The organism is Streptomyces sp. NPDC059534 (genome assembly GCF_042743475.1).
In the GTDB taxonomy this organism is placed as follows: Bacteria; Actinomycetota; Actinomycetes; order Streptomycetales; family Streptomycetaceae; genus Streptomyces.
Window position 1 is genome coordinate 94,998 of the sequence record NZ_JBHWAQ010000020.1, and the last position, 18,345, is coordinate 113,342.

Sequence of the window (18,345 nt, forward strand, 5' to 3'; positions counted from 1 at the left end):
AGCGTACGCTCGGCCGCTTCCGGGGCCGCCGTCGTGTCAGGCCGGAACGCCCGCGCCGTTCACGACGCCCGTGCCTTCGACGACCTGGACCAGCGGGGCGAGCTCAGGGTTCGTCGCGGCCTCGTCGAGGGCCTCGCGGAGCGCGCTGTCGTTGGTGGGACGGGCCTCTTCGAGGAGCTTCAGCCCGGCTTCCGTGACGTCGGTGTAGATACCGCGCCGGTCGGTGGCGCAGAGGTACCGGGTGAGCAGGCCCCGGTCCTCCAGTCGCGTGACGAGCCGGGTCGTGGCGCTCTGGCTGAGGACGACGGCGTCGGCCACCTGCTTCATCTGGAGGTGACCGCCCGGGCCGCTGTGCTGGCGGCTGAGGACGTCGAGGAGCGAGTACTCCCGCACGCTCAGACCGTGCCCGGACTCCAGGGCGCGCTCGAGGTGGGACTCGATCCGGCCGTGCAGCAGGGAGAGGGCGCACCAGCGCTGGGAGAGCGCGGTGAGTGCGGGGTCTGTGGCGGTCATGGTCTCTCCCGTGTCTCTCCTCGGCGCCGGATGGCTCTCGCACCAGGGTAGACGATGCGCCGCAATAATGCGCGTGTGCAAGTAAATCTTGGTTTCGGCTCCTCGGGGACCGGCTCCGCAGGATCAGCTCGGCGGGGCCGGCCGGGCAGGAGTGGCCCGGCCGGACCGGCCGGGACTATCCGGCGGCGACCGTCAGGGGCGCGAAGCGGCGGCGCCAGTCGCCGGGGAGGTCGGGGAGGGACCTGACCATCACCGAGTTGGAGGTGATGTGGTCGACGCCGTTCTCCTTGACCCAGCTCAGCAGGGCCGTATGGCGCACGTCGATGTCCGTGCGCAGGGGCCGGTCGGTGGCCGCGGCCAGGGACGCGATCAGGGCCTGGGCCGTTCCCGGGTCCCGGGCGATCAGCGGTCCGACGACATGGGTGTCCATGTTGGGCCAGGCCGCCGCGAAGCCCGTGATCTCGCCGTCCTCCTCGGCGACCCGGAGGTGGTCCGCGAACGCGGGGAGCCGGGTGATGAGGGGCGTGCGGTCCAGGCCGAAGACCTCGTGGTCCAGGCGCAGAATCGCCTGGAGGTCCTCCGCCGTCGCCGGGCGGACCGGAACGGCAGGGGCCGGTGTGGTGAAGGTGAAGCGCCCGCTCACCATCTCCGCCCGGCTCGTCTCTGTGAACCCGAGCTCCTCGTAGAGGGGCTGCCCGTTCGCCGTGGCGTGCAGGGTGAGCGGGGTGTCGCCGGCCTCCGCCAGGACGTGCTGCATGAGTCGGCGTCCCACGCCTTGGCGTGCGTACCGCTCGGCGACGAGCACCATGCCGATGGCCGCGAGCCCGGGGCCGTACGAGGTGACCACGGAGCAGGCGAGGAGTCCCGTGCCGGAGGGGTCGTCGATGCCGTAGCCCGTGCCCGCGGTGAGAAGGAGGCCCCACTTGTGTTCCTCGCGCGGCCATCCCCGGTTCTCGGAGAGGTCGGCGCAGGCGAGGAGGTCGTCCGAGCCGAGGCGTCGGACGGGAAGCTGTGCGAGGGAGGTGGGGGGAGTCGGCATACCTTTCAGGCTGTCCGACGCAGTGATCTTCCGTCCACTGCTTTACCGGATCTGGCCGATACCCGAGAAGGCGTTGATTCCACCCTGTGGCAGACGGACGATGTTTCACGTGAAACATCGAACGCGGCGACTGCACCTCTTCGACCTCGACGGCACCCTGATCCGGGGGTCGGCCGCCGCGGTGGAGATCTCCCGGCAGCTGGGTGTCGTCGAGGAGATCGCTGCCCTGGAGCGGGGTTTCCTGGAGGGCCTCACGCCGGACGAGTTCGCCGTGCGCGCTCGGGACCTGTGGGACGAGCTCACCCCGGAGCAGGTCGCGGCGGCCTTCGAGGGGGCACCGTGGCTGGCGGGGATCCGTGAGGTCTGGGCCGATATCCGGGCGCGGGGCGACCGCTGCGCCGTCATCTCACTCTCACCCGACTTCTTCGTCGAGCGGCTGCTGGAGTGGGGGGTCGACACCACGCACGGTTCGGCCTGGCCGGCCGTCCCCTTCCGTGCACCCATCCACCGGCCCGGCATCCTCGACGCCGCCGCGAAGGTGCGGATCGCGCGGGAGCTCTGTGCGAGCTACGGCGTGGAGCCGGCCGACTGCGTCGCGTACGGCGACTCGATGTCCGACGCGGAGCTCTTCGCGCTCGTCCCGGACACCGTGGCCGTGAACGCGGACCACCATCTCGCCGGGCTGTCCCGCCACAGCTACAGGGGAGCCGACCTCCGCGGGGCCTACGCCCTGGTCCGAAACAGCGCAGCTTAGCCAGAATCCCGGCTCTATGGCCCGAGAACTCCGCTTTCCGTCCGAGACGGCGAACCGAAGGGTCATGCTGCGGAACACGGAAGCGGGCCAGCGCGAGGGCGAGGCACATGATGGATGCTCCGACCACCACGACGGCCGCAGAGCACGCGGACCGAAACGAGCCCGAGGCGTCGTCGTACGCCCCGCAGGCGGAACAGGCGGACGGCAAGGACCCGGCCGGCGACAAGGAGCCGGTGGACGGTGAGGAACCGCCGGATGGTGAGCCCCCGGCGGACGGCAGGCGCCCGACGGACGGCGCGGAGCCGGCGGAGGGCGGGAAGGAACGGTCGGCGGGCGGGAAGCTGCTCCGAATACCCGGGGGAGCCTCCGCCGACGCACTGCTCGTCCGCCGCACCCTGGCGGAGATCGCCCCGATCGCCGACAAGGTGACCTCGTACTTCTACGCGCTGCTCTTCGTCCGGAACCCGGAGCTGCGCGAGATGTTCCCCGTGGCGATGGACACCCAGCGGGACCGGCTCCTGAAGGCGCTCCTGACCGCGGCCGAGCACATGGACGACGCCCCGGTCCTCACCGCGTACCTCCAGAACCTGGGCCGTGGGCACCGCAAGTACGGCACCCGGTCGGCGCACTACCCGGCCGTCGGCGAGGCACTCATCGGCGCGCTCGCCCGGTACGCCCCGCAGAGCTGGGACGGGGAGACCGAGGCGGCCTGGGTCCGCACGTACACGACGATCTCCCAGATCATGATCGACGCGGCGGCCGAGAACGAGCAGAGCGCACCGGCCTGGTGGCAGGCCGAGGTGGTCTCCCACGACCTGCGCACCCCGGACGTCGCCGTCGTGACGCTCCGGCCCGACCAGCCGTACCCGTTCCTCGCGGGGCAGTACACGACGCTGGAGACCCCCTGGTGGCCCCGGATCTGGCGGCACTACTCCTTCGCCTCGGCGCCCCGGCCCGACGGGCTGCTGACGCTCCATGTGAAGGCGGTCCCGGCCGGCTGGGTGTCGAACGCGCTGGTCCACCGGGCCCGCCCGGGGGACGTGCTGCGCCTCGGTCCGCCGGCGGGCTCGATGACGGTCGACCACGCCACGGACACCGGTCTGCTCTGCCTCGGCGGCGGCACCGGGATAGCCCCGATCAAGGCCCTGGTCGAGGACGTGGCCGAGCACGGGGACCGGCGCCCGGTCGATGTCTTCTACGGGGCCCGCCATGACCACGACCTGTACGACATCGACACGATGCTGCGGCTCCAGAAGACCTTCCCCTGGCTTTCGGTGCACCCGGTCACGGAGCAGCAGGGGCGGCTTCCGGAGGCGGTCTGCCGGTACGGCCCGTGGAACGAATGCGACGCCTATCTCTCGGGCCCGCTCGGCATGGTCCGGCGCGGGGTGGACGCGCTGCGCGGGGCGGGCGTCCCGTCGGAGCGCATCCGCCACGACTTCCTGGCGGAGCTCGCCCCGGCGGCGGCCGGCTAGCCCAGGTCGGGGGCGTGCATCGCGCGGACGCCCTCGATGTTCCCGTCGAGGTAGTGGCGCAGGGAGAGGGGCACGAGGTGCACGGCGGCGATGCCGACCCGGCTGAAGGGCACCCGGACGATCTCGTACTCGCCGACCGGCTCCTCCATCTCGGGGCCGTGCCGCAGCGAGGTGTCCATGGAGCCGAGCCGGCACACGAAGAAGTGCTGGACCTTCACTCCGGAGACCCCGCCGTCGACGATGTGCTCGACGGTGTCGACGAAGCAGGGCACCACGTCGGTGATCTTGGCGCCGAGCTCCTCGTGCACCTCACGGTGGAGGGCCTCGACGACGGTGGAGTCGTAGGGTTCCACGCCGCCGCCGGGCGTGAGCCAGTAGGGATCCATCCCCGGCTTGGTGCGCTTGATGAGGATGAGGTCGTCCCCGTCGAGCAGGATGGCGCGTGCGGTGCGCTTGATCACCGGCCGTTCGTTCATGGGAAGAAAATGGCCCGTCCGAGGTGTCCTGAAACTCACCAGCCGGTCGCGGCGCGCAGCAGCTCCTCGTGGGCCCGCGCCAGAGGGGGCAGGGCGAGCGTGCCCGTGCGCGCGACCAGGAAGTAGGTCCGCAGCGGAGGCACCGGGGGATCGAGGAGGGCCACGAGCCGTCCGGCCGCCAGGTCCTCGGCGCAGAGATAGCGGGGCAGGACGGCCAGACCGGCACCGGAGACGGCGGAATCCCGGACCGCCCGCAGGTCGGGGGCGATCACGGTCGCGGCGGCGGCCGGCTTGCCGTCGAAGACGGCGGCCCAGTAGCGGGAGACGAACGGCAGCGACTCGTGCACCTCGACCACCGGAAGCTGTTCCAGGACCAGCGCGCCCCGGCCGAGCAGCACGTCGGGGGAGAGCCGCGCCGCCCAGCGCTCGGCCGCGACCAGGACGTGTTCCTCGTCGCACAGCGGGGTGGAGACGAGCAGTCCGCCACGGGGGCGGGCGGTGGTGACGGCCAGATCGTGGTGGCCCGCGGCGAGCCCGTCGAGGATCTCCTCGGTGTTGCCGAGGAAGGAGGCGCGGACGGCGAGTCCCTGGCCGACCAGCGGGGTGAGCGCGGGAAGGACGCGCAGTGCGGTGAACTCCGGGGGTCCGGCGACGTGGAGGGTGCGCAGACCGCTCTCCTCGTCGAGACCGGCCTCGGCGATCTCGACCAGGGCGTCCAGGTGGGGGGCGGCACGGTGGGCGAGCTCGTCGCCGACGGTGGTCGGTGTGACGCCGCGTGCCTGCCGGAGGAAGAGCGGCCGTCCCAGCTGCCGTTCGAGTGTCCGGATCTGGCTGGTGACGGCAGGCTGGGACAGGCCGAGGAGCGCGGCGGCCCGGGTGAAGGAGCCGGCCCGGTGCACCGCGACGAACGTGCGCAGCAGGGCCAGATCCATGTACGCCCCCTCCCGGCCCGCGGCCGTTCGACTCAGGCGGTCGGCTGACTGCGCCTCAGGACTGTCCAACTATAAATAAGTCGATAGGTCTCTGTCGCTACCGTGATTGGACACTGACGCACAGTCAACTAGCCTTGTTCAGGCGGTATCCGCGCAGGAACCGAGGCGTTCCGAGCCACGAGGGGGGAGGCTCGGAGCGCCTCGTTCCAGGTGCCTGCGACGGAGGTCCTCAGCCGGCGGCGCCGGCCTCGTCGAGAGCCCGCAGGACGTCGGCGATCAGATCGTCCGGGTCCTCGGCGCCCACCGAGAACCGGATGAAGCCCTCCGCGACCGCGTCGCCGCCCCAGCGTCCGCGCCGCTCGGCCGTCGAGCGCAGGCCGCCGAAGCTGGTGGCGTCGTCCACGAGCCGCAGCTCCTCCAGGAACCGCTCGGCCCGCTTCCGGTCCGCCAGTTCGAACGAGACCACCGGGCCGAAGCGGCGCATCTGCCGGGAGGCCACCGCGTGCGACGGGTCGCCGGGCAGTCCCGGATAGCGCAGACCGGTCACGTCCGCGCGCGCGGCGAGCGTCTGCGCGAGGGCCAGCGCCGTGGAGCACTGCCGGTCGATCCGCAGCTGGAGCGTGGCGAGCGAACGGTGGGCGAGCCATGCCTCCATGGGGCCGGGAATGGCGCCGACGATCTTGCGCCAGCGCCGTACCTCCGCGGCCCGCAGGGGATCGCGGCAGCTCACATGCCCGAGCAGGATGTCGCCGTGCCCGGTCATGCCCTTGGTGTCACTGGCGACGGAGAAGTCGGCGCCCAGTTCCAGGGGCCGCTGGCCGAGCGGGGTGGCCAGGGTGTTGTCGACGGCCACGAGCGCCCCCGCGGCGTGGGCCTCGCCCACCAGGCGGCGGATGTCGCAGACGTCGAGCCCGGGGTTGGACGGGGTCTCGATCCACAGCAGCCGCGCCCCCTCGAGTACGGCGAGCTGGCAATCGCCGCCGGTCGGGGCGGTGCGGACCTCGACGCCGTACGCCCTCAGCTGCTCGTGGAGCAGCGGCAGGGCCTGGTAGCCGTCGGTCGGCACCACCACCGCGTCGCCGGCCTTCAGCTGGGAGAAGAGGACGGCCGAGATCGCGGCCATGCCGGAGGCGAAGACCAGCGTCTCGACGTCCTCCTCCCCCGGCGCCTCCAGCTCGCCGATCGCCCGCTCCAGGTGGGTCCAGGTGGGGTTCTCGTCGCGGCCGTAGGCGTACCCGCCCGTCGGCTCGCCCGGCAGGTGGAAGTGGGCGGCGAAGACCGGGCCCGGCAGGGTCGGTTCGTATTTCACGGGTTCGGGAAGGCCGGCCCGTACCGCGCGCGTGCCGTCGCCGTATGCCTTGTCGGTCATGCTGTCCGCTCCTCCAGTTCCGCGCGTACGGCGGCGAGGAGGCCGGCGCTCGCCGCCTCCACCATCTCCAGGCACTCCTCGAAGCCCTCCCGGCCCCCGTAGTAGGGGTCGGGAACGTCGAGGCCGTTCCCGGCGGCCGGGTCATAAGAGCGCAGCAGCCGTATCCGGTCCGCTTCCTCGGAGGTGCGGGCCAGCGCCCGGAGCTCTCTGAGGTGCCCCTCGTCGAGAGCGATCACCAGGTCGAGGTCGGCGAACCAGGAGGCCCGGAACTGCCGGGCGGCGTGCGCGGAGGTATAGCCGTTCTCCTCCAGGACGGCGACCGTGCGCGGATCGGCTCCGTCGCCCTCGTGCCAGCCGCCGGTGCCGGCGCTGTCGACCTCCACCACGTCGCCGAGGCCGGCCTCCTCCACATGGCCGCGGAAGACGTGCTCGGCCATCGGCGAGCGGCAGATGTTGCCCGTGCAGACGAAGCAGACGCGGTAGGTCATGGTCTCCACTCAGTCACCGTCGGGGAGCACGACGTTCAGCGCCCACGAGACGACGGAGATGATCAGACCGCCGAGGACGGCCGTCCAGAAGCCCTCCACGTGGAAGCTGAGGTCGAACTGCTCGGCCAGCCACGACGTGAGGAGCAGCATCAGGGCGTTGACCACGAGGGTGATCAGGCCGAGGGTAAGGATGAAAAGGGGAAGCGTCAGCAGCTTGACGATCGGCTTGACCAGGACGTTCACCAGGCCGAAGACCAGGGCGACGAGAATAAGGGTCAGGGCCTGCTTGCCGGTGCTGTCGCCGGTCAGAGTGATGTCCTCGAGTAGCCAGATGGCGACTCCCAGGGCGCCCGCGTTGGCGAGCGTCTTGACTACGAAATTCTTCATGTGTCTGATCGTGGCAGACATGATCGGGCCGAGGGCAGGGGCGGACAGGCGATGAAGGCATTCCGACTGGACGAACTGGAGGCGGAGCGTGCCGCGAACGACGGTGCGTACCTCCAGTTCCTGCGTGAGCGGAACATGTCGGTGGGCCTGTACGCGCTGGACGCGGGGTCGCTCGACCCGCAGCAGCCGCACGGTCAGGACGAGGTGTACTTCGTGGTGAGCGGCCGGGCGGCGATCACCGTCGGGGACGAGACGACCCAGGTGGCGCGCGGCAGCGTGGTCTATGTCCCGGCGGGGGTGGAGCACCGGTTCCACCACATCAGCGAGGACCTGCGGGTGATGGTGGTCTTCTCGCCGCCGGAGGGCTGAGGGTCCCGGAGCCGAAGCCCCTAGGGGGCGGATCAGGGGAGAGCAGGGGCCTCGGGGGCCCCGTGGGACTTTCCCGGCCCCTAGCCTTGAGGATGTCCGGCGCGGAGTGCGCGGGACGGATCCGAGAGCGAGGTAGGGACGATGGCCGTACAGGAGATTGTCGCGGGGATGCCGTGGTGGGTGAAGTGGGTCGCCATACCGGCCCTGGCCCTGCTCGTCTTCGGCGGACTGATCACCAGCGTCCTGGCTTTCGTGGTCGGGCTGCTGTTCAAGGTGCTGCTCTTCGTGGCCCTGGTCGCCGGACTGATCTACGTCGTAAGGAAGTTCAGCTCCTCCACCGGGTCGCGTGAGGACTGGTAGCACAAGCTACTGATCAGTATGAAGCCGATGGAGGGTATTAGCCCGCGCGGGGGAACCCCCTGGTCGAATCAGGGCATGGGCCCAGGGGCTGCCACTAGAGTGGAATCTCTCCGCCGTCTTGGGGACTACGGGTGTAGACCCCCGCGCTGACCAGCGGTTTCCTCAGGCCCGGCGGGCGCGCGGGGGCGGCCCCCGCGGGCGGGTGCAGTGCATCCGTCGTCACGCCTGGGGGTGACCTTTGGCCACGGCTACGCAGACTGCTGCGCCTACCCTGATCGGTTCGGTGCAGCGGGCACTGAGACTCCTGGAGGCCGTTGCCTCCCACGTGGACGGCGCTCCCGCCAAACAGCTCGCCCGCGAGACGGGCCTCCCGCTGCCCACCACGTACCACCTGCTCCGCACCCTGACGCACGAGGGCTATCTACGCCGCGAGAAGGGTGTGTTCGTCCTGGGCGACGCCGCCGTCCGACTGGCCGGCGGCGGAGACGTGCAGAATCGTCGCATCAAGATCGAAGACTCCCTTGCCCGTTGGCGGGACGAGATCGGTGTGCCGGTCTACTTCGCCGTCTACCGCGAGGGCGAGATCGAACTCGTCGCCGTCGCTGACACCCCTTCCGCCCCCGCAGTGGAGGAATGGGCCGACTTCCGCGAGACCGCGCACGCCCATGCGATCGGGCAGTGTCTGCTGAGTCAACTCGATCTGAAATCTCGTCAAGACCACCTTGATCGCCATCCAGTGGAAGCCATCACTCCGTACACGGTGCGTAACCGGAGTCTTCTTTTGGAGCGTTTGGGCGGTTTAGGGCGAATGGAGCCCCTGGTAGAGCGTCAGGAATATGCGCTCGGCACGGTCTGTGCCGCGATCCCCATTACGGCGGGCTCCGTCGCGGGTGCGATGGCCATTTCCCTCCCCCTTCACCAGGAAGAACGGTTGCTCCCAGCAGTCGAGCGGCTACGTACGGAGATCGGAAGGCTCTTCAGTTCACTCGCGTTCTCTATCAGTATCTGAAAAATCACTCCTTGTGATCTGCTAGCGCGTACAGCACGATTGCGTCAAGAGGGCCATGGGGGATCATTCCTGGCCGTTTCGGTCACAGCTTTCAGCAGCTGTGTTTACACAACTGCTTCATCTACTGCGGGGTACATGATGCGAGAGTCGGTTCAGGCCGAGGTCCTGATGAGCTTCCTCGTCTCCGAGGAGCTCTCCTTCAAGATCCCGGTAGAGCTGCGATACGAGGCTCGGGATCCTTACGCGGTGTGCATGACGTTCCACCTCCCCGGAGACGCGCCTGTGACCTGGGCGTTCGGCAGGGAGTTGCTGCTCGACGGGATCAACCGCCCCAGCGGGGACGGCGATGTGCACATCGCGCCGACCGAGCCCGAGGGGCTGTCGGATGTCTCCATCCGGCTCCAGGTCGGCGGCGACCGCGCCCTGTTCCGGGCGAGCGCGCCGCCGCTGGTCGCCTTCCTCGATCGCACGGACAAGCTCGTTCCGCTTGGTCAGGAACGGACACTCGGCGACTTCGAGGACAACCTCGAAGCCGCGCTCGGACGGATTCTGGCCGAGGAGAACGCCGGACCCGCCTGAGCCGTCACGAGGAGTACGCCGGACCCGCCTGAGCCGTCACTTGGCGCGACGGCGCCTTCCGCCCCGTACCGCCGCGGCCTTGCGGCCACCGGTGCCCGGCCGGCCGTCGGGATCCGCCCGGTCGGCGGAGACCACCAGTGCCGCCAGCGCCGTGGTGAGCGGGACGGACGCGACCAGACCGATCGACCCGACCAGCGTCCGGACGATCTCCACGGCGACCAGCTCGCTGTTGGCCACCGTCCCCATGCTGCTCTGCGCGATCGAGAAGAGCAGCATCAGCGGGAGGGCGGCACCCGCGTAGGCGAGCACCAGGGTGTTCACGACCGAGGCGATGTGGTCGCGGCCGATCCGGATGCCGGCGCGGTAGAGCGCGCGCGGCCCCATGCCCGGATCGGCCTGGTGCAGCTCCCAGACCGCCGAGGTCTGGGTCACCGTCACGTCGTCGAGCACACCGAGCGAACCGATGATGATCCCGGCGAGGAGCAGCCCGGACATGTCGATCTCCGGGTACAGGCCGTGGATCAGACCCGTGTTGTCGTCGGTGTTGCCGCTCAGTGAGGCCCAGCCGATGAAGAGCGACCCGAGCAGACCGATCAGCAGCAGGGAGATCAGCGTGCCGAGCACCGCGACCGAGGTGCGGGCCGACAGACCGTGGCACATGTAGAGCGCGATCAGCATGATCGCGCTCGATCCGACCACCGCAACGACCAGCGGATTCGAGCCCTGCAGGATCGCCGGCAGGATGAAGAACGTCAGCACCAGGAAGCTCAGGGCGAGGGCGATCAGCGCCATCAGCCCCCGCATCCGGCCGACCAGCACGACCGCGAGGGCGAAGATGCCGGCGAGCACCGCCATCGGCAGCTTGCGGTTCACGTCCGTCACCGAGTACTGCAGGTCGCGCGGGGCGTCGGGGGCGTACGCCACCACCACGCCCTGGCCCTCGTGCAGTTGGCGCGGTGCGTCCGGCTGCACGATCTCGACGAACGTCCGGCCCTTCTCCGGGCCGCTGGTGACCTCGATCGTCGCCTTCTCGCACTCCCCCTGCTGGGCGTTGACCGCCTCGCGCCCCTCCGGGGTGGAGGTGTCCCCGGTCGGCGGGACCTGCGCGGCGTTCACGGACTTGCAGTCGACCTGCTCGACGTCGACGACCTTGCCCTGCTCGGTCTGCCGGTCGAAGCCGACACCGGTGCGCTCGTGCGACGGAGTGCCGCCGGGCCACAGGACGAGCAGGCCGACCACGACGGCGGTGGCGAACGGGATCAGGACGGCGGCGATGACCTTGCGCAGATGCCGGGAGACGGGCGCGGCCGGGCCATGGCTGTGGCTGTGCCCGTGCCCGTGGGAGGGGCCGGGATCGTGCCCCGGACCGTGGCCGGGACCGTGGGCGTGGCCGTGGGACTCGGGGGTCTGCTGGGGGGAAGTCACCGACCGATCATCGCAAGAACGACGGGGGCCCACTGTTCAGCACGCCAGGGATGACGCTAGCGTGGTGGCACCTTTGCACACGCGGGAGCTCGGAGCACCGGGCTGAGAGGGCGCTGATCACCGTACGCACGTACGGGAGGAGGCTGCGCCGACCGCCGAACCTGTTACCGGGTAATGCCGGCGTAGGGAGATCGGTCTCATGACCATTCAGGATGCACGCACGCCTGCCTCCGACCAGGGCGACGCCTCTGTCGGCTCCGCCGACGGCGCGCGCACGCCGGGCTGGCACAAGGGGTACGTCCAGGGTTCGCGCCCCGACCTCCGGGTGCCGGTCCGTCAGGTGCACCTCACCAACGGCAAGGACGTGACGCTGTACGACACGTCCGGCCCGTACACCGACCCCACCATCGACACCGACGTCCGGCGGGGCCTTCCGCCGCTGCGCGAGAACTGGATCATCGCGCGCGGTGACACCGAGGAGTACGCGGGCCGCCCGGGCCGCCCCGAGGACGACGGGATCAAGCACACCTCGCCGCGCGGTGGTGGGCTCAAGAACCTCGACGCCGTCTTCCCCGGCCGCCCGCGCCTGCCGCGCCGGGGCCGCGACGGCCAGGCGGTGACGCAGCTGGCGTACGCCCGCCGGGGCGAGATCACCCCGGAGATGGAGTACGTCGCGATCCGCGAGAACGTCTCCCCCGAGGTCGTCCGCGAGGAGATCGCGGCGGGCCGGGCCGTCCTTCCGGCGAACGTGAACCACCCGGAGATCGAGCCGATGATCATCGGCAAGCGGTTCCTGGTGAAGGTCAACGCCAACATCGGCAACTCCGCCGTCTCCTCCTCCATCGAGGAGGAGGTGGAGAAGATGACCTGGGCGACCAAGTGGGGCGCCGACACGGTCATGGACCTGTCCACCGGCCGCAACATCCACACCACCCGCGAGTGGGTGCTGCGCAACTCCCCCGTGCCGATCGGCACCGTGCCGCTCTACCAGGCCCTGGAGAAGGTCGACGGCCGGGCCGAGGACCTGACCTGGGAGATCTACAAGGACACGGTCATCGAGCAGGCCGAGCAGGGCGTCGACTACATGACGGTCCACGCCGGCGTCCTGCTGCCGTACGTGCCGCTCACCGCGCGCCGCAAGACCGGCATCGTCTCGCGCGGCGGCTCGATCATGGCCGCCTGGTGTCTCGCGCACCACAAGGAGAACTTCCTCTACACGAACTTCGAGGAGCTCTGCGAGATCCTGGCGGCGTACGACGTCACCTACTCGCTCGGCGACGGTCTGCGCCCCGGTTCGATCGCGGACGCCAACGACGAGGCGCAGTTCGCGGAGCTGCGCACGCTCGGCGAGCTCAACACGATCGCCAAGCGCCACCACGTGCAGACGATGATCGAGGGCCCCGGGCACGTCCCGATGCACAAGATCAAGGAGAACATCGACCTCCAGCAGGAGATCTGCGAGGAGGCGCCGTTCTACACGCTCGGCCCGCTGACCACGGACGTGGCGCCCGCGTACGACCACATCACCTCCGGCATCGGCGCGGCCATGATCGCCTGGTGGGGCACGGCGATGCTCTGCTACGTCACGCCCAAGGAGCACCTGGGCCTGCCCAACCGCGACGACGTGAAGACCGGCGTCATCACGTACAAGATCGCGGCCCACGCGGCGGACCTCGCCAAGGGGCACCCGGGCGCGCAGGAGTGGGACGACGCGCTCTCGGACGCGCGGTTCGAGTTCCGCTGGGAGGACCAGTTCAACCTGGCGCTCGACCCGGACACGGCGCGCGAGTTCCACGACGAGACGCTGCCCGCGGAGCCCGCGAAGACCGCGCACTTCTGCTCGATGTGCGGGCCGAAGTTCTGCTCGATGAAGATCTCCCAGGACATCCGGCGTGAGCACGGCGGCACGCAGCAGGAGATCGAGGCCGGCATGGCGGAGAAGTCCGCCGAGTTCGCGGCGAGCGGCAACCGCGTCTACCTGCCGCTCGCGGACTGACCCTCCCTCGGCGCATGAGCCGGCCCGCGACCCCGGGGGAGTCGCGGGCCGGTGGCGTTGTCAGGGGTGGGGCGGGCCCGGGGAGCCGGTGGGCGGGGCGGTGGCGGCGAGGACGTCGCGGAGGAAGGGCAGGATGCCGCGTTCCAGCAGGGCGTGGCGCCAGGCGTCCCGGGCGAGGGACAGCTCGTCGTCGGGCGGACCGCCGGCGCTCACCTGCACCGGGCTGTTGCGCAGGGCCGTGACGAGGAGTCCGGCGGCCGCGCAGAGCAGTCCGGCCGCGGCCAGGGCGCCGAAGACCAGCCCGGCCGTGAGCAGGGTCGCGCCGAACACCACGGTGGGGGCGAGGGCGTGGATGACCGCGCCGACCAGCAGGAATATGACGGCGGCCGCGCCCGCGAGGACCGGCACCATGACGGTGAAGATCGCGACGACGCCGGCGCCGGGGCCGGGCCGCTCGGCGGCCGCCGCGGGCGCCCGGGTCCCGAGGGCCGCGCGGTTCTGTTCGCGCACCTTCACGAAGTGGTCGTACTCCTCGGCCGCCGCGCTGGTCACCAGAGTCGTCGCGTTCAGCGTCATGGCGCGCAGCTGCGCGACCGTGAGGCGGGTGCCGACCCCGGCGAGATCCGGACGTGCGTGGGCCGTGCTCAGTGCGTCGTCGAGGACCCGCTCGTACTCGGCGCGATCCTCGGTCAGCAGGTGCGGAGCCACGTTCATGTGCATCCCCCGATGCTCCGCAGGCGCCCGGATCAGCCGTGGGAAACGGTCGGCTGGGCGCAAGCGGAGGAGAGCCTGCTACGGATGACCCGATGGTATTGCGGTGACGCCACGACCTGACAGGGTGTTTCCGGAATTCGACTTCCCCGGATGCGCAGGGTTATGCGTCAGCCGTTCAGGGGGAGTTGGACGACCAGTAGCTTTCCGGCCATGGTCACTCCGCCGTCCATGGCGATCGCGAGCCCGTCGGCGTAGACGTGCGGTCCGTCGACGACCGGGCCTCCGCTTCCCTCGCCCTCCTCGTTGCCGACCTGGCCGAGGAGGTACGGGATGGGGCTGTGGCCGTGGACGATCCGGTGGCCGCCGTAGGTGGAGAGCAGCTCCTGGACGGCCTGGGGGCCCGCCTCGTCGCGGAAGGCGAAGCGCTTGGTGAACTTCCGGAAGACGTCCCACACCTCGTCGGCGTCGTTCCGGTTGAGGATCTCGTGGACGGTGTCGTTGACGTCCTCGATGGTCGTGCCGTATTCGAGGTACGCGGTGGTGTCGGAGTGCACGAGGAGGTGGTCGTCCTCCCGCACCACGGCGTCGAGGCGGGACATCCACTGGAGGTGGACGTCCTGGAGCCGGTCCATGTCGTGCTTCTGGCCGCCGTTGAGCAGCCAGGCGGCCTGGAAGGTGGCCGTGCCGGCGCCGGAGTTGACCGGCGTGTCGCCGAAGCGCTTGGCCCCGATCAGGAGCAGCTCGTGGTTGCCCATGAGGGCCTTGCAGTAACCGCCGGCGGCGGCGGCCTCCGCGGAGAGCCGCATGACCAGGTCGATGACGCCGATGCCGTCGGGCCCGCGGTCGGTGAAGTCGCCGAGGAACCAGAGGCGGGCGTTGCCCGCGGCCCAGCTGCCGTTCTCGTCGATGAGGCCCTGTTCCCGCAGGGCGGCGACGAGTTCGTCGAGGTAGCCGTGGACGTCGCCCACGACGTAGAGCGGGCCTGGGCCGTCGCCACCGGCGGGCTCGGCCACGGGGGCGGCCTCGGGGGCGACGGGGATCTGGACGGTGTCGCCGCGGTTGATGACCGGGAGGTCGCGCTCGGTCGGGGTGTATCCCTCCGGCGCCTCGCCCTCGGGGAAGGCGTTGCCCGGGTGGCCGGTGGCGACGGCGACGATGGAGGAGCCGGTCGCGGCGGGGTACGCGGGGGCGAGCCGGCGGCCCAGCTGGAGCGTCGGGGAGGCGGGCATGGGCGCGGTGGGGGCGGCGGGTGCGGCGGCCGGAGCCGGGGCCTGGGCCGGAGCCGGGGGGACGATCGGGACGGCTTCGATCGGTACGACCACGACCGGCGAGGGCGCCATGGGTACCGCCCGGACGGCGGGTGCGGCCGGCACTACGGGTGCGGCCTGCACGGGGGAGGCCGGGTGGTCGCCGCCGGCGGCCTGCGCGGCGGGCGGCGCAGGCGGGGTAGGCGGGGCTTCCGGCGGTGCGGGCACCACCTGAAGGTCCGCGGCGGGTGGTTCGGCGGCATGGCCCTGTACGGGTACCCGGGCGTACGGCGGTACGCGGAAGTCACGCAATGTCGCCGTGCGCGCCACGGGCTCCTGCCCGGCCCCCTGAGTCATCGACCCCTCCACCACCGTCGCGATGCCCTGCACATCGCGGGCCGGCCTGGTCGTGGTGGTCCGCGATGTCGTGCGCCCATCATAGGAATGAGCGTCCTCCTGTGTGACGCACCAGGGGTGGTGAATCCGGGTCCACTCCGGGTTCACCGGTTGTTTCGCCCGAATTGGGAAGGTCCAGTCCAGGGTTGAGGCCGGTGCGGGGTCCGGTTTCGCCGCCCCTGCCCACGGGCAGGGGCGGGGACGGCGGTCGCGGTGAGGTGCCGGCCGGGGTCAGTCCTTCGTGGGTGAACGCGGAGGGCTGACCGTCGTGCGCGGCGAACGGCGCTGCGAGGAGGTGCGGATGATGAGCTCGGTCGGTATCACCTGCTCGACCGGTCCGTCGGTGTCGATCCCCTCGATGGCGTCGATGAGGAGCTGGACGACGGCCGTGCCGATGCGGCGCGGCTTGAGCGAGAGCGTCGTGATGGGTGGTTCGGTGGTGGCGTAGACGGTCGACTCGCTGCAGCAGACCAGCAACAGGTCGTCCGGCACGCGCAGTCCGTAGCGGCGCGCGGCCGCGAGGAGGTCGGTTCCGTTGGGGTCGAACAGGCCGTACACGGCGTCGGGCCGGTCCGGGCGGGCGAGCAGCCGGTCGGCCGCGACGGCGCCCGCGCACGGATCGTGCGCCGGATATGCCTCGTAGACGGGGTCCTGGCCCACCCGCTCGCACCAGTTCAGGTACGCGGTGGTGGACAGGCGGGTGTAGGTGTCGGTGGTGGTTCCGGTGAGGAGGCCGATGCGGCGGGCGCCGGCGGCGGCGAGGTGGTCGAGCAGATCGAGGACGGCGGCTTCGTGGTCGTTGTCGACCCAGGCGGTGACCGGAAGGGTGCCGGCGGGGCGTCCGTCGGAGACGACGGGCAGACCCTGGCGGACCAGTTCGGTGACGACCGGGTCGTGGTCGGAGGGGTCGATGACGACGGTGCCGTCGAGGGCGACGTTCGACCAGACGTCATGGCGGGAGGTGGCGGGGAGGATGACCAGGGCGTAGCCCCGGGCGAGCGCCGCCGATGTGGCTGCTCTGGCCATCTCCGCGAAGTACGCGAATTCGGTGAAGGTGAAAGGTTCATCCCCGTACGTGGTCACGGTCAGGCCGATGAGTCCCGACTTCCCGGTGCGGAGCGTGCGGGCCGCCGCGGATGGGCGGTAGCCCAAGCGGTCGGCGACCTCGCGCACGTGGCGGCGGGTGGCGTCCGGGAGTCGGCCCTTGCCGTTGAGCGCGTCGGAGACAGTCGTGATGGAGACCCCGGCGGCGGCGGCCACGTCCCGGATGCCCGCCCGGCCCTGCCGGCTTCCCCGGGTCTGTGCCCGGCTCACCTGGTGCTTCCCTGCTGCTGTCATGGCGAGCCGATAGTAGGGCGATGAGGGTCGGTTGGGCCGGTCGCATATGCGGGCATTGACAGGCACGTTTCTGCATGATCGAAAAGCCTCAAGGGCATTGAAATCCAAGGCAGTTATGGCCTTTGGCATGAGACCTGTGGTTGTCGAACGGCGTACGCCTGGTGAGGGGGCGAGGTCTCGAAGAGGTCTCAACTCACCTCTACGGGGGATGCGCGCCACGGCGCTCGCCACCAGCGCACGCCACCCTGGCGCGCGCTCCCCCCTTGCCGGGGCGTTTCCACAGCGTGTCCCTCCTGTTGTCCACAGCCCATTCGCAGCGGGGGCGAATCCTCTTAAGGTGAGGAGTATTGGCGGTACGGACGGTCGAGGAGGCCACACAGTGAGCGAGACCAGCGGGACGAGTACGGGCAGCCCGAAGCTGCGCGCCGAGCTGGACGGCGTCCCCACCTACAAGCCGGGCAAGCCGGCCGCCGCGGGCGGTCCGGTGGCCTTCAAGCTGTCCTCCAACGAGAACCCCTACCCGCCGCTGCCGGGGGTCATGGAGAGCACGCTGGCGGCTGCCGCGAACTTCAACCGCTACCCGGACATGGCGTGCACGGCCCTGATGCAGGAGCTGGCGGACCGTTTCGGCGTGCCGGTCTCCCACCTGGCCACCGGCACCGGCTCGGTCGGCGTCGCGCAGTCGCTCCTCCAGTCCACGTCCGGCCCGGGCGACGAGGTGATCTACGCCTGGCGCTCCTTCGAGGCGTACCCGATCATCACGCAGATCAGCGGGGCCACCTCGGTGCAGGTGCCGCTGACCGAGGGCGAGGTGCACGACCTCGACGCGATGGCGGAGGCGATCACCGACCGGACCCGGCTGATCTTCGTCTGCAACCCGAACAACCCCACGGGCACCGCGGTCCGCCGGGCGGAGCTGGAGCGCTTCCTGGACCGGGTCCCGTCCGACGTCCTGGTCGTGATCGACGAGGCGTACCGGGAGTTCGTCCGCGACGCCGACATCCCGGACGGCATCGAGCTCTACCGGAACCGGCCCAACGTCGCCGTGCTGCGCACCTTCTCCAAGGCGTACGGCCTGGCGGGGCTGCGGGTCGGCTTCGCGGTGGCGCACGAGCCGGTGGCGGCGGCGCTGCGCAAGACGGCGGTGCCGTTCGGCGTGAGCCAGCTGGCGCAGGACGCGGCGGTGGCCTCGCTGCGGGCCGAGGACGAACTGCTCGGGCGGGTCGGCTCGCTGGTGGCCGAGCGCGAGCGGGTCCGCGCGGGGCTCGTGGCCCAGGGCTGGACCGTGCCGGACACCCAGGCGAACTTCGTCTGGCTGCGGCTCGGCGAGCGCACGGTGGACTTCGCGGCGGAGTGCGAGCGGCACGGTGTGGTGGTGCGGCCGTTCGCGGGCGAGGGCGTGCGCGTCACGATCGGTGAGACCGAGGCGAACGACCTGTTCCTGAAGGTGGCGGAGGGCTTCCGCAAGGAGGGCTGACG

Annotated in this window: 19 protein-coding genes and 1 riboswitch; of the genes, 8 read left to right on the forward strand and 11 right to left on the reverse strand. The window is 70.7% G+C overall.

The window, feature by feature from the left end:
* Nucleotides 1–36: 36 nt before the first annotated feature.
* Together ACFVZH_RS23620 and ACFVZH_RS23625 are read right to left on the reverse strand one after the other, a co-directional pair.
* Nucleotides 37–513, reverse strand: a complete 477-nt coding sequence (locus ACFVZH_RS23620; protein ID WP_384899946.1) for a MarR family winged helix-turn-helix transcriptional regulator — start codon at nt 511–513, stop codon at nt 37–39.
* Nucleotides 514–688: 175 nt separating this feature from the next.
* Nucleotides 689–1,552 (reverse strand): GNAT family N-acetyltransferase, encoded by an 864-nt coding sequence (locus ACFVZH_RS23625; RefSeq protein WP_384899948.1) that lies wholly within the window; start codon nt 1,550–1,552, stop codon nt 689–691.
* A 100-nt stretch (nt 1,553–1,652) separates the two neighbouring features.
* Between ACFVZH_RS23625 and ACFVZH_RS23630 the strand changes: the two genes are divergently transcribed.
* Nucleotides 1,653–2,306, forward strand: coding sequence for an HAD family hydrolase (locus tag ACFVZH_RS23630; protein WP_384899950.1), 654 nt, complete (start codon nt 1,653–1,655; stop codon nt 2,304–2,306).
* A gap of 107 nt (nt 2,307–2,413) precedes the next feature.
* On the forward strand, nt 2,414–3,781 hold the full coding sequence (locus tag ACFVZH_RS23635; protein WP_384899952.1) for a globin domain-containing protein: 1,368 nt from the start codon (nt 2,414–2,416) through the stop codon (nt 3,779–3,781).
* Here the strand turns inward: ACFVZH_RS23635 and ACFVZH_RS23640 are convergent.
* From ACFVZH_RS23640 to ACFVZH_RS23660, 5 genes are all read right to left on the reverse strand, one after another.
* Nucleotides 3,778–4,257, reverse strand: coding sequence for an NUDIX domain-containing protein (locus ACFVZH_RS23640; RefSeq protein WP_384899954.1), 480 nt, complete (start codon nt 4,255–4,257; stop codon nt 3,778–3,780). The genes ACFVZH_RS23635 and ACFVZH_RS23640 overlap by 4 nt on opposite strands.
* Before the next feature lie 35 nt (nt 4,258–4,292).
* The gene (locus tag ACFVZH_RS23645) at nt 4,293–5,189 is read right to left on the reverse strand and encodes a LysR family transcriptional regulator (RefSeq protein ID WP_384899956.1); all 897 of its coding nucleotides are present in this window, start codon (nt 5,187–5,189) and stop codon (nt 4,293–4,295) included.
* A gap of 229 nt (nt 5,190–5,418) precedes the next feature.
* Nucleotides 5,419–6,558 (reverse strand): cystathionine gamma-lyase, encoded by a 1,140-nt coding sequence (locus tag ACFVZH_RS23650; protein ID WP_384899958.1) that lies wholly within the window; start codon nt 6,556–6,558, stop codon nt 5,419–5,421.
* Nucleotides 6,555–7,046, reverse strand: coding sequence for a low molecular weight protein-tyrosine-phosphatase (locus tag ACFVZH_RS23655; protein WP_384900070.1), 492 nt, complete (start codon nt 7,044–7,046; stop codon nt 6,555–6,557). Before ACFVZH_RS23655 ends, ACFVZH_RS23650 begins: the two co-directional genes overlap by 4 nt.
* A gap of 9 nt (nt 7,047–7,055) precedes the next feature.
* Entirely contained in the window at nt 7,056–7,433 is a 378-nt protein-coding gene (locus ACFVZH_RS23660) for a phage holin family protein (protein ID WP_384899960.1), read from the reverse strand.
* A gap of 51 nt (nt 7,434–7,484) precedes the next feature.
* On the opposite strand from ACFVZH_RS23660, the gene ACFVZH_RS23665 reads away from it, so the two are divergent.
* The 4 genes from ACFVZH_RS23665 (at nt 7,485) to ACFVZH_RS23680 (ending at nt 9,750) form a co-directional block, all read left to right on the forward strand.
* Nucleotides 7,485–7,802, forward strand: a complete 318-nt coding sequence (locus ACFVZH_RS23665; RefSeq protein WP_384899962.1) for a cupin domain-containing protein — start codon at nt 7,485–7,487, stop codon at nt 7,800–7,802.
* A gap of 141 nt (nt 7,803–7,943) precedes the next feature.
* The gene (locus tag ACFVZH_RS23670; protein WP_384899964.1) at nt 7,944–8,162 is read left to right on the forward strand and encodes a DUF5326 family protein; all 219 of its coding nucleotides are present in this window, start codon (nt 7,944–7,946) and stop codon (nt 8,160–8,162) included.
* A gap of 238 nt (nt 8,163–8,400) precedes the next feature.
* Complete coding sequence (locus ACFVZH_RS23675; protein WP_384899966.1) at nt 8,401–9,171, forward strand: IclR family transcriptional regulator; 771 nt, start codon at nt 8,401–8,403, stop codon at nt 9,169–9,171.
* A gap of 138 nt (nt 9,172–9,309) precedes the next feature.
* The gene (locus tag ACFVZH_RS23680) at nt 9,310–9,750 is read left to right on the forward strand and encodes an SsgA family sporulation/cell division regulator (RefSeq protein ID WP_384900072.1); all 441 of its coding nucleotides are present in this window, start codon (nt 9,310–9,312) and stop codon (nt 9,748–9,750) included.
* A gap of 36 nt (nt 9,751–9,786) precedes the next feature.
* On the opposite strand, the gene ACFVZH_RS23685 is transcribed toward ACFVZH_RS23680, so the two are convergent.
* Nucleotides 9,787–11,175 carry a YibE/F family protein gene (locus tag ACFVZH_RS23685; protein ID WP_384899968.1) on the reverse strand — a complete coding sequence of 463 codons (1,389 nt, stop codon included), beginning with the start codon at nt 11,173–11,175 and terminating at the stop codon, nt 9,787–9,789.
* 71 nt (nt 11,176–11,246) lie between these two features.
* A riboswitch (TPP riboswitch) is annotated at nt 11,247–11,381 on the forward strand.
* On the opposite strand from ACFVZH_RS23685, the gene thiC reads away from it, so the two are divergent.
* On the forward strand, nt 11,375–13,171 hold the full coding sequence (gene thiC, locus ACFVZH_RS23690; protein WP_384899970.1) for a phosphomethylpyrimidine synthase ThiC: 1,797 nt from the start codon (nt 11,375–11,377) through the stop codon (nt 13,169–13,171). It overlaps the preceding riboswitch by 7 nt.
* Nucleotides 13,172–13,231: 60 nt before the next feature.
* Here the strand turns inward: thiC and ACFVZH_RS23695 are convergent, their stop codons facing one another.
* From ACFVZH_RS23695 to ACFVZH_RS23705, 3 genes are all read right to left on the reverse strand, one after another.
* Nucleotides 13,232–13,891 carry a hypothetical protein gene (locus ACFVZH_RS23695; RefSeq protein ID WP_384899972.1) on the reverse strand — a complete coding sequence of 220 codons (660 nt, stop codon included), beginning with the start codon at nt 13,889–13,891 and terminating at the stop codon, nt 13,232–13,234.
* 161 nt (nt 13,892–14,052) lie between these two features.
* Nucleotides 14,053–15,489 (reverse strand): metallophosphoesterase, encoded by a 1,437-nt coding sequence (locus ACFVZH_RS23700; RefSeq protein ID WP_384899974.1) that lies wholly within the window; start codon nt 15,487–15,489, stop codon nt 14,053–14,055.
* Nucleotides 15,490–15,759: 270 nt separating this feature from the next.
* On the reverse strand, nt 15,760–16,866 hold the full coding sequence (locus ACFVZH_RS23705) for a LacI family DNA-binding transcriptional regulator (protein WP_384899976.1): 1,107 nt from the start codon (nt 16,864–16,866) through the stop codon (nt 15,760–15,762).
* A gap of 379 nt (nt 16,867–17,245) precedes the next feature.
* Here ACFVZH_RS23705 and hisC point away from each other — a divergent pair, with 379 nt between their 5' ends.
* Complete coding sequence (gene hisC, locus ACFVZH_RS23710; RefSeq protein WP_384899978.1) at nt 17,246–18,343, forward strand: histidinol-phosphate transaminase; 1,098 nt, start codon at nt 17,246–17,248, stop codon at nt 18,341–18,343.
* Nucleotides 18,344–18,345 lie beyond the last annotated feature (2 nt).

Bases quoted from the DNA above. Each gene is read 5' to 3' on its own strand.
- ACFVZH_RS23620 (WP_384899946.1), bottom strand. From the start codon at position 513: ATGACCGCCACAGACCCCGCACTCACCGCGCTCTCCCAGCGCTGGTGC.
- ACFVZH_RS23625 (WP_384899948.1), bottom strand. From the start codon at position 1,552: ATGCCGACTCCCCCCACCTCCCTCGCACAGCTTCCCGTCCGACGCCTC.
- ACFVZH_RS23630 (WP_384899950.1), top strand. From the start codon at position 1,653: ATGTTTCACGTGAAACATCGAACGCGGCGACTGCACCTCTTCGACCTC.
- ACFVZH_RS23635 (WP_384899952.1), top strand. From the start codon at position 2,414: ATGATGGATGCTCCGACCACCACGACGGCCGCAGAGCACGCGGACCGA.
- ACFVZH_RS23640 (WP_384899954.1), bottom strand. From the start codon at position 4,257: ATGAACGAACGGCCGGTGATCAAGCGCACCGCACGCGCCATCCTGCTC.
- ACFVZH_RS23645 (WP_384899956.1), bottom strand. From the start codon at position 5,189: ATGGATCTGGCCCTGCTGCGCACGTTCGTCGCGGTGCACCGGGCCGGC.
- ACFVZH_RS23650 (WP_384899958.1), bottom strand. From the start codon at position 6,558: ATGACCGACAAGGCATACGGCGACGGCACGCGCGCGGTACGGGCCGGC.
- ACFVZH_RS23655 (WP_384900070.1), bottom strand. From the start codon at position 7,046: ATGACCTACCGCGTCTGCTTCGTCTGCACGGGCAACATCTGCCGCTCG.
- ACFVZH_RS23660 (WP_384899960.1), bottom strand. From the start codon at position 7,433: ATGAAGAATTTCGTAGTCAAGACGCTCGCCAACGCGGGCGCCCTGGGA.
- ACFVZH_RS23665 (WP_384899962.1), top strand. From the start codon at position 7,485: ATGAAGGCATTCCGACTGGACGAACTGGAGGCGGAGCGTGCCGCGAAC.
- ACFVZH_RS23670 (WP_384899964.1), top strand. From the start codon at position 7,944: ATGGCCGTACAGGAGATTGTCGCGGGGATGCCGTGGTGGGTGAAGTGG.
- ACFVZH_RS23680 (WP_384900072.1), top strand. From the start codon at position 9,310: ATGCGAGAGTCGGTTCAGGCCGAGGTCCTGATGAGCTTCCTCGTCTCC.
- thiC (WP_384899970.1), top strand. From the start codon at position 11,375: ATGACCATTCAGGATGCACGCACGCCTGCCTCCGACCAGGGCGACGCC.
- ACFVZH_RS23695 (WP_384899972.1), bottom strand. From the start codon at position 13,891: ATGCACATGAACGTGGCTCCGCACCTGCTGACCGAGGATCGCGCCGAG.
- ACFVZH_RS23700 (WP_384899974.1), bottom strand. From the start codon at position 15,489: ATGACTCAGGGGGCCGGGCAGGAGCCCGTGGCGCGCACGGCGACATTG.
- ACFVZH_RS23705 (WP_384899976.1), bottom strand. From the start codon at position 16,866: ATGACAGCAGCAGGGAAGCACCAGGTGAGCCGGGCACAGACCCGGGGA.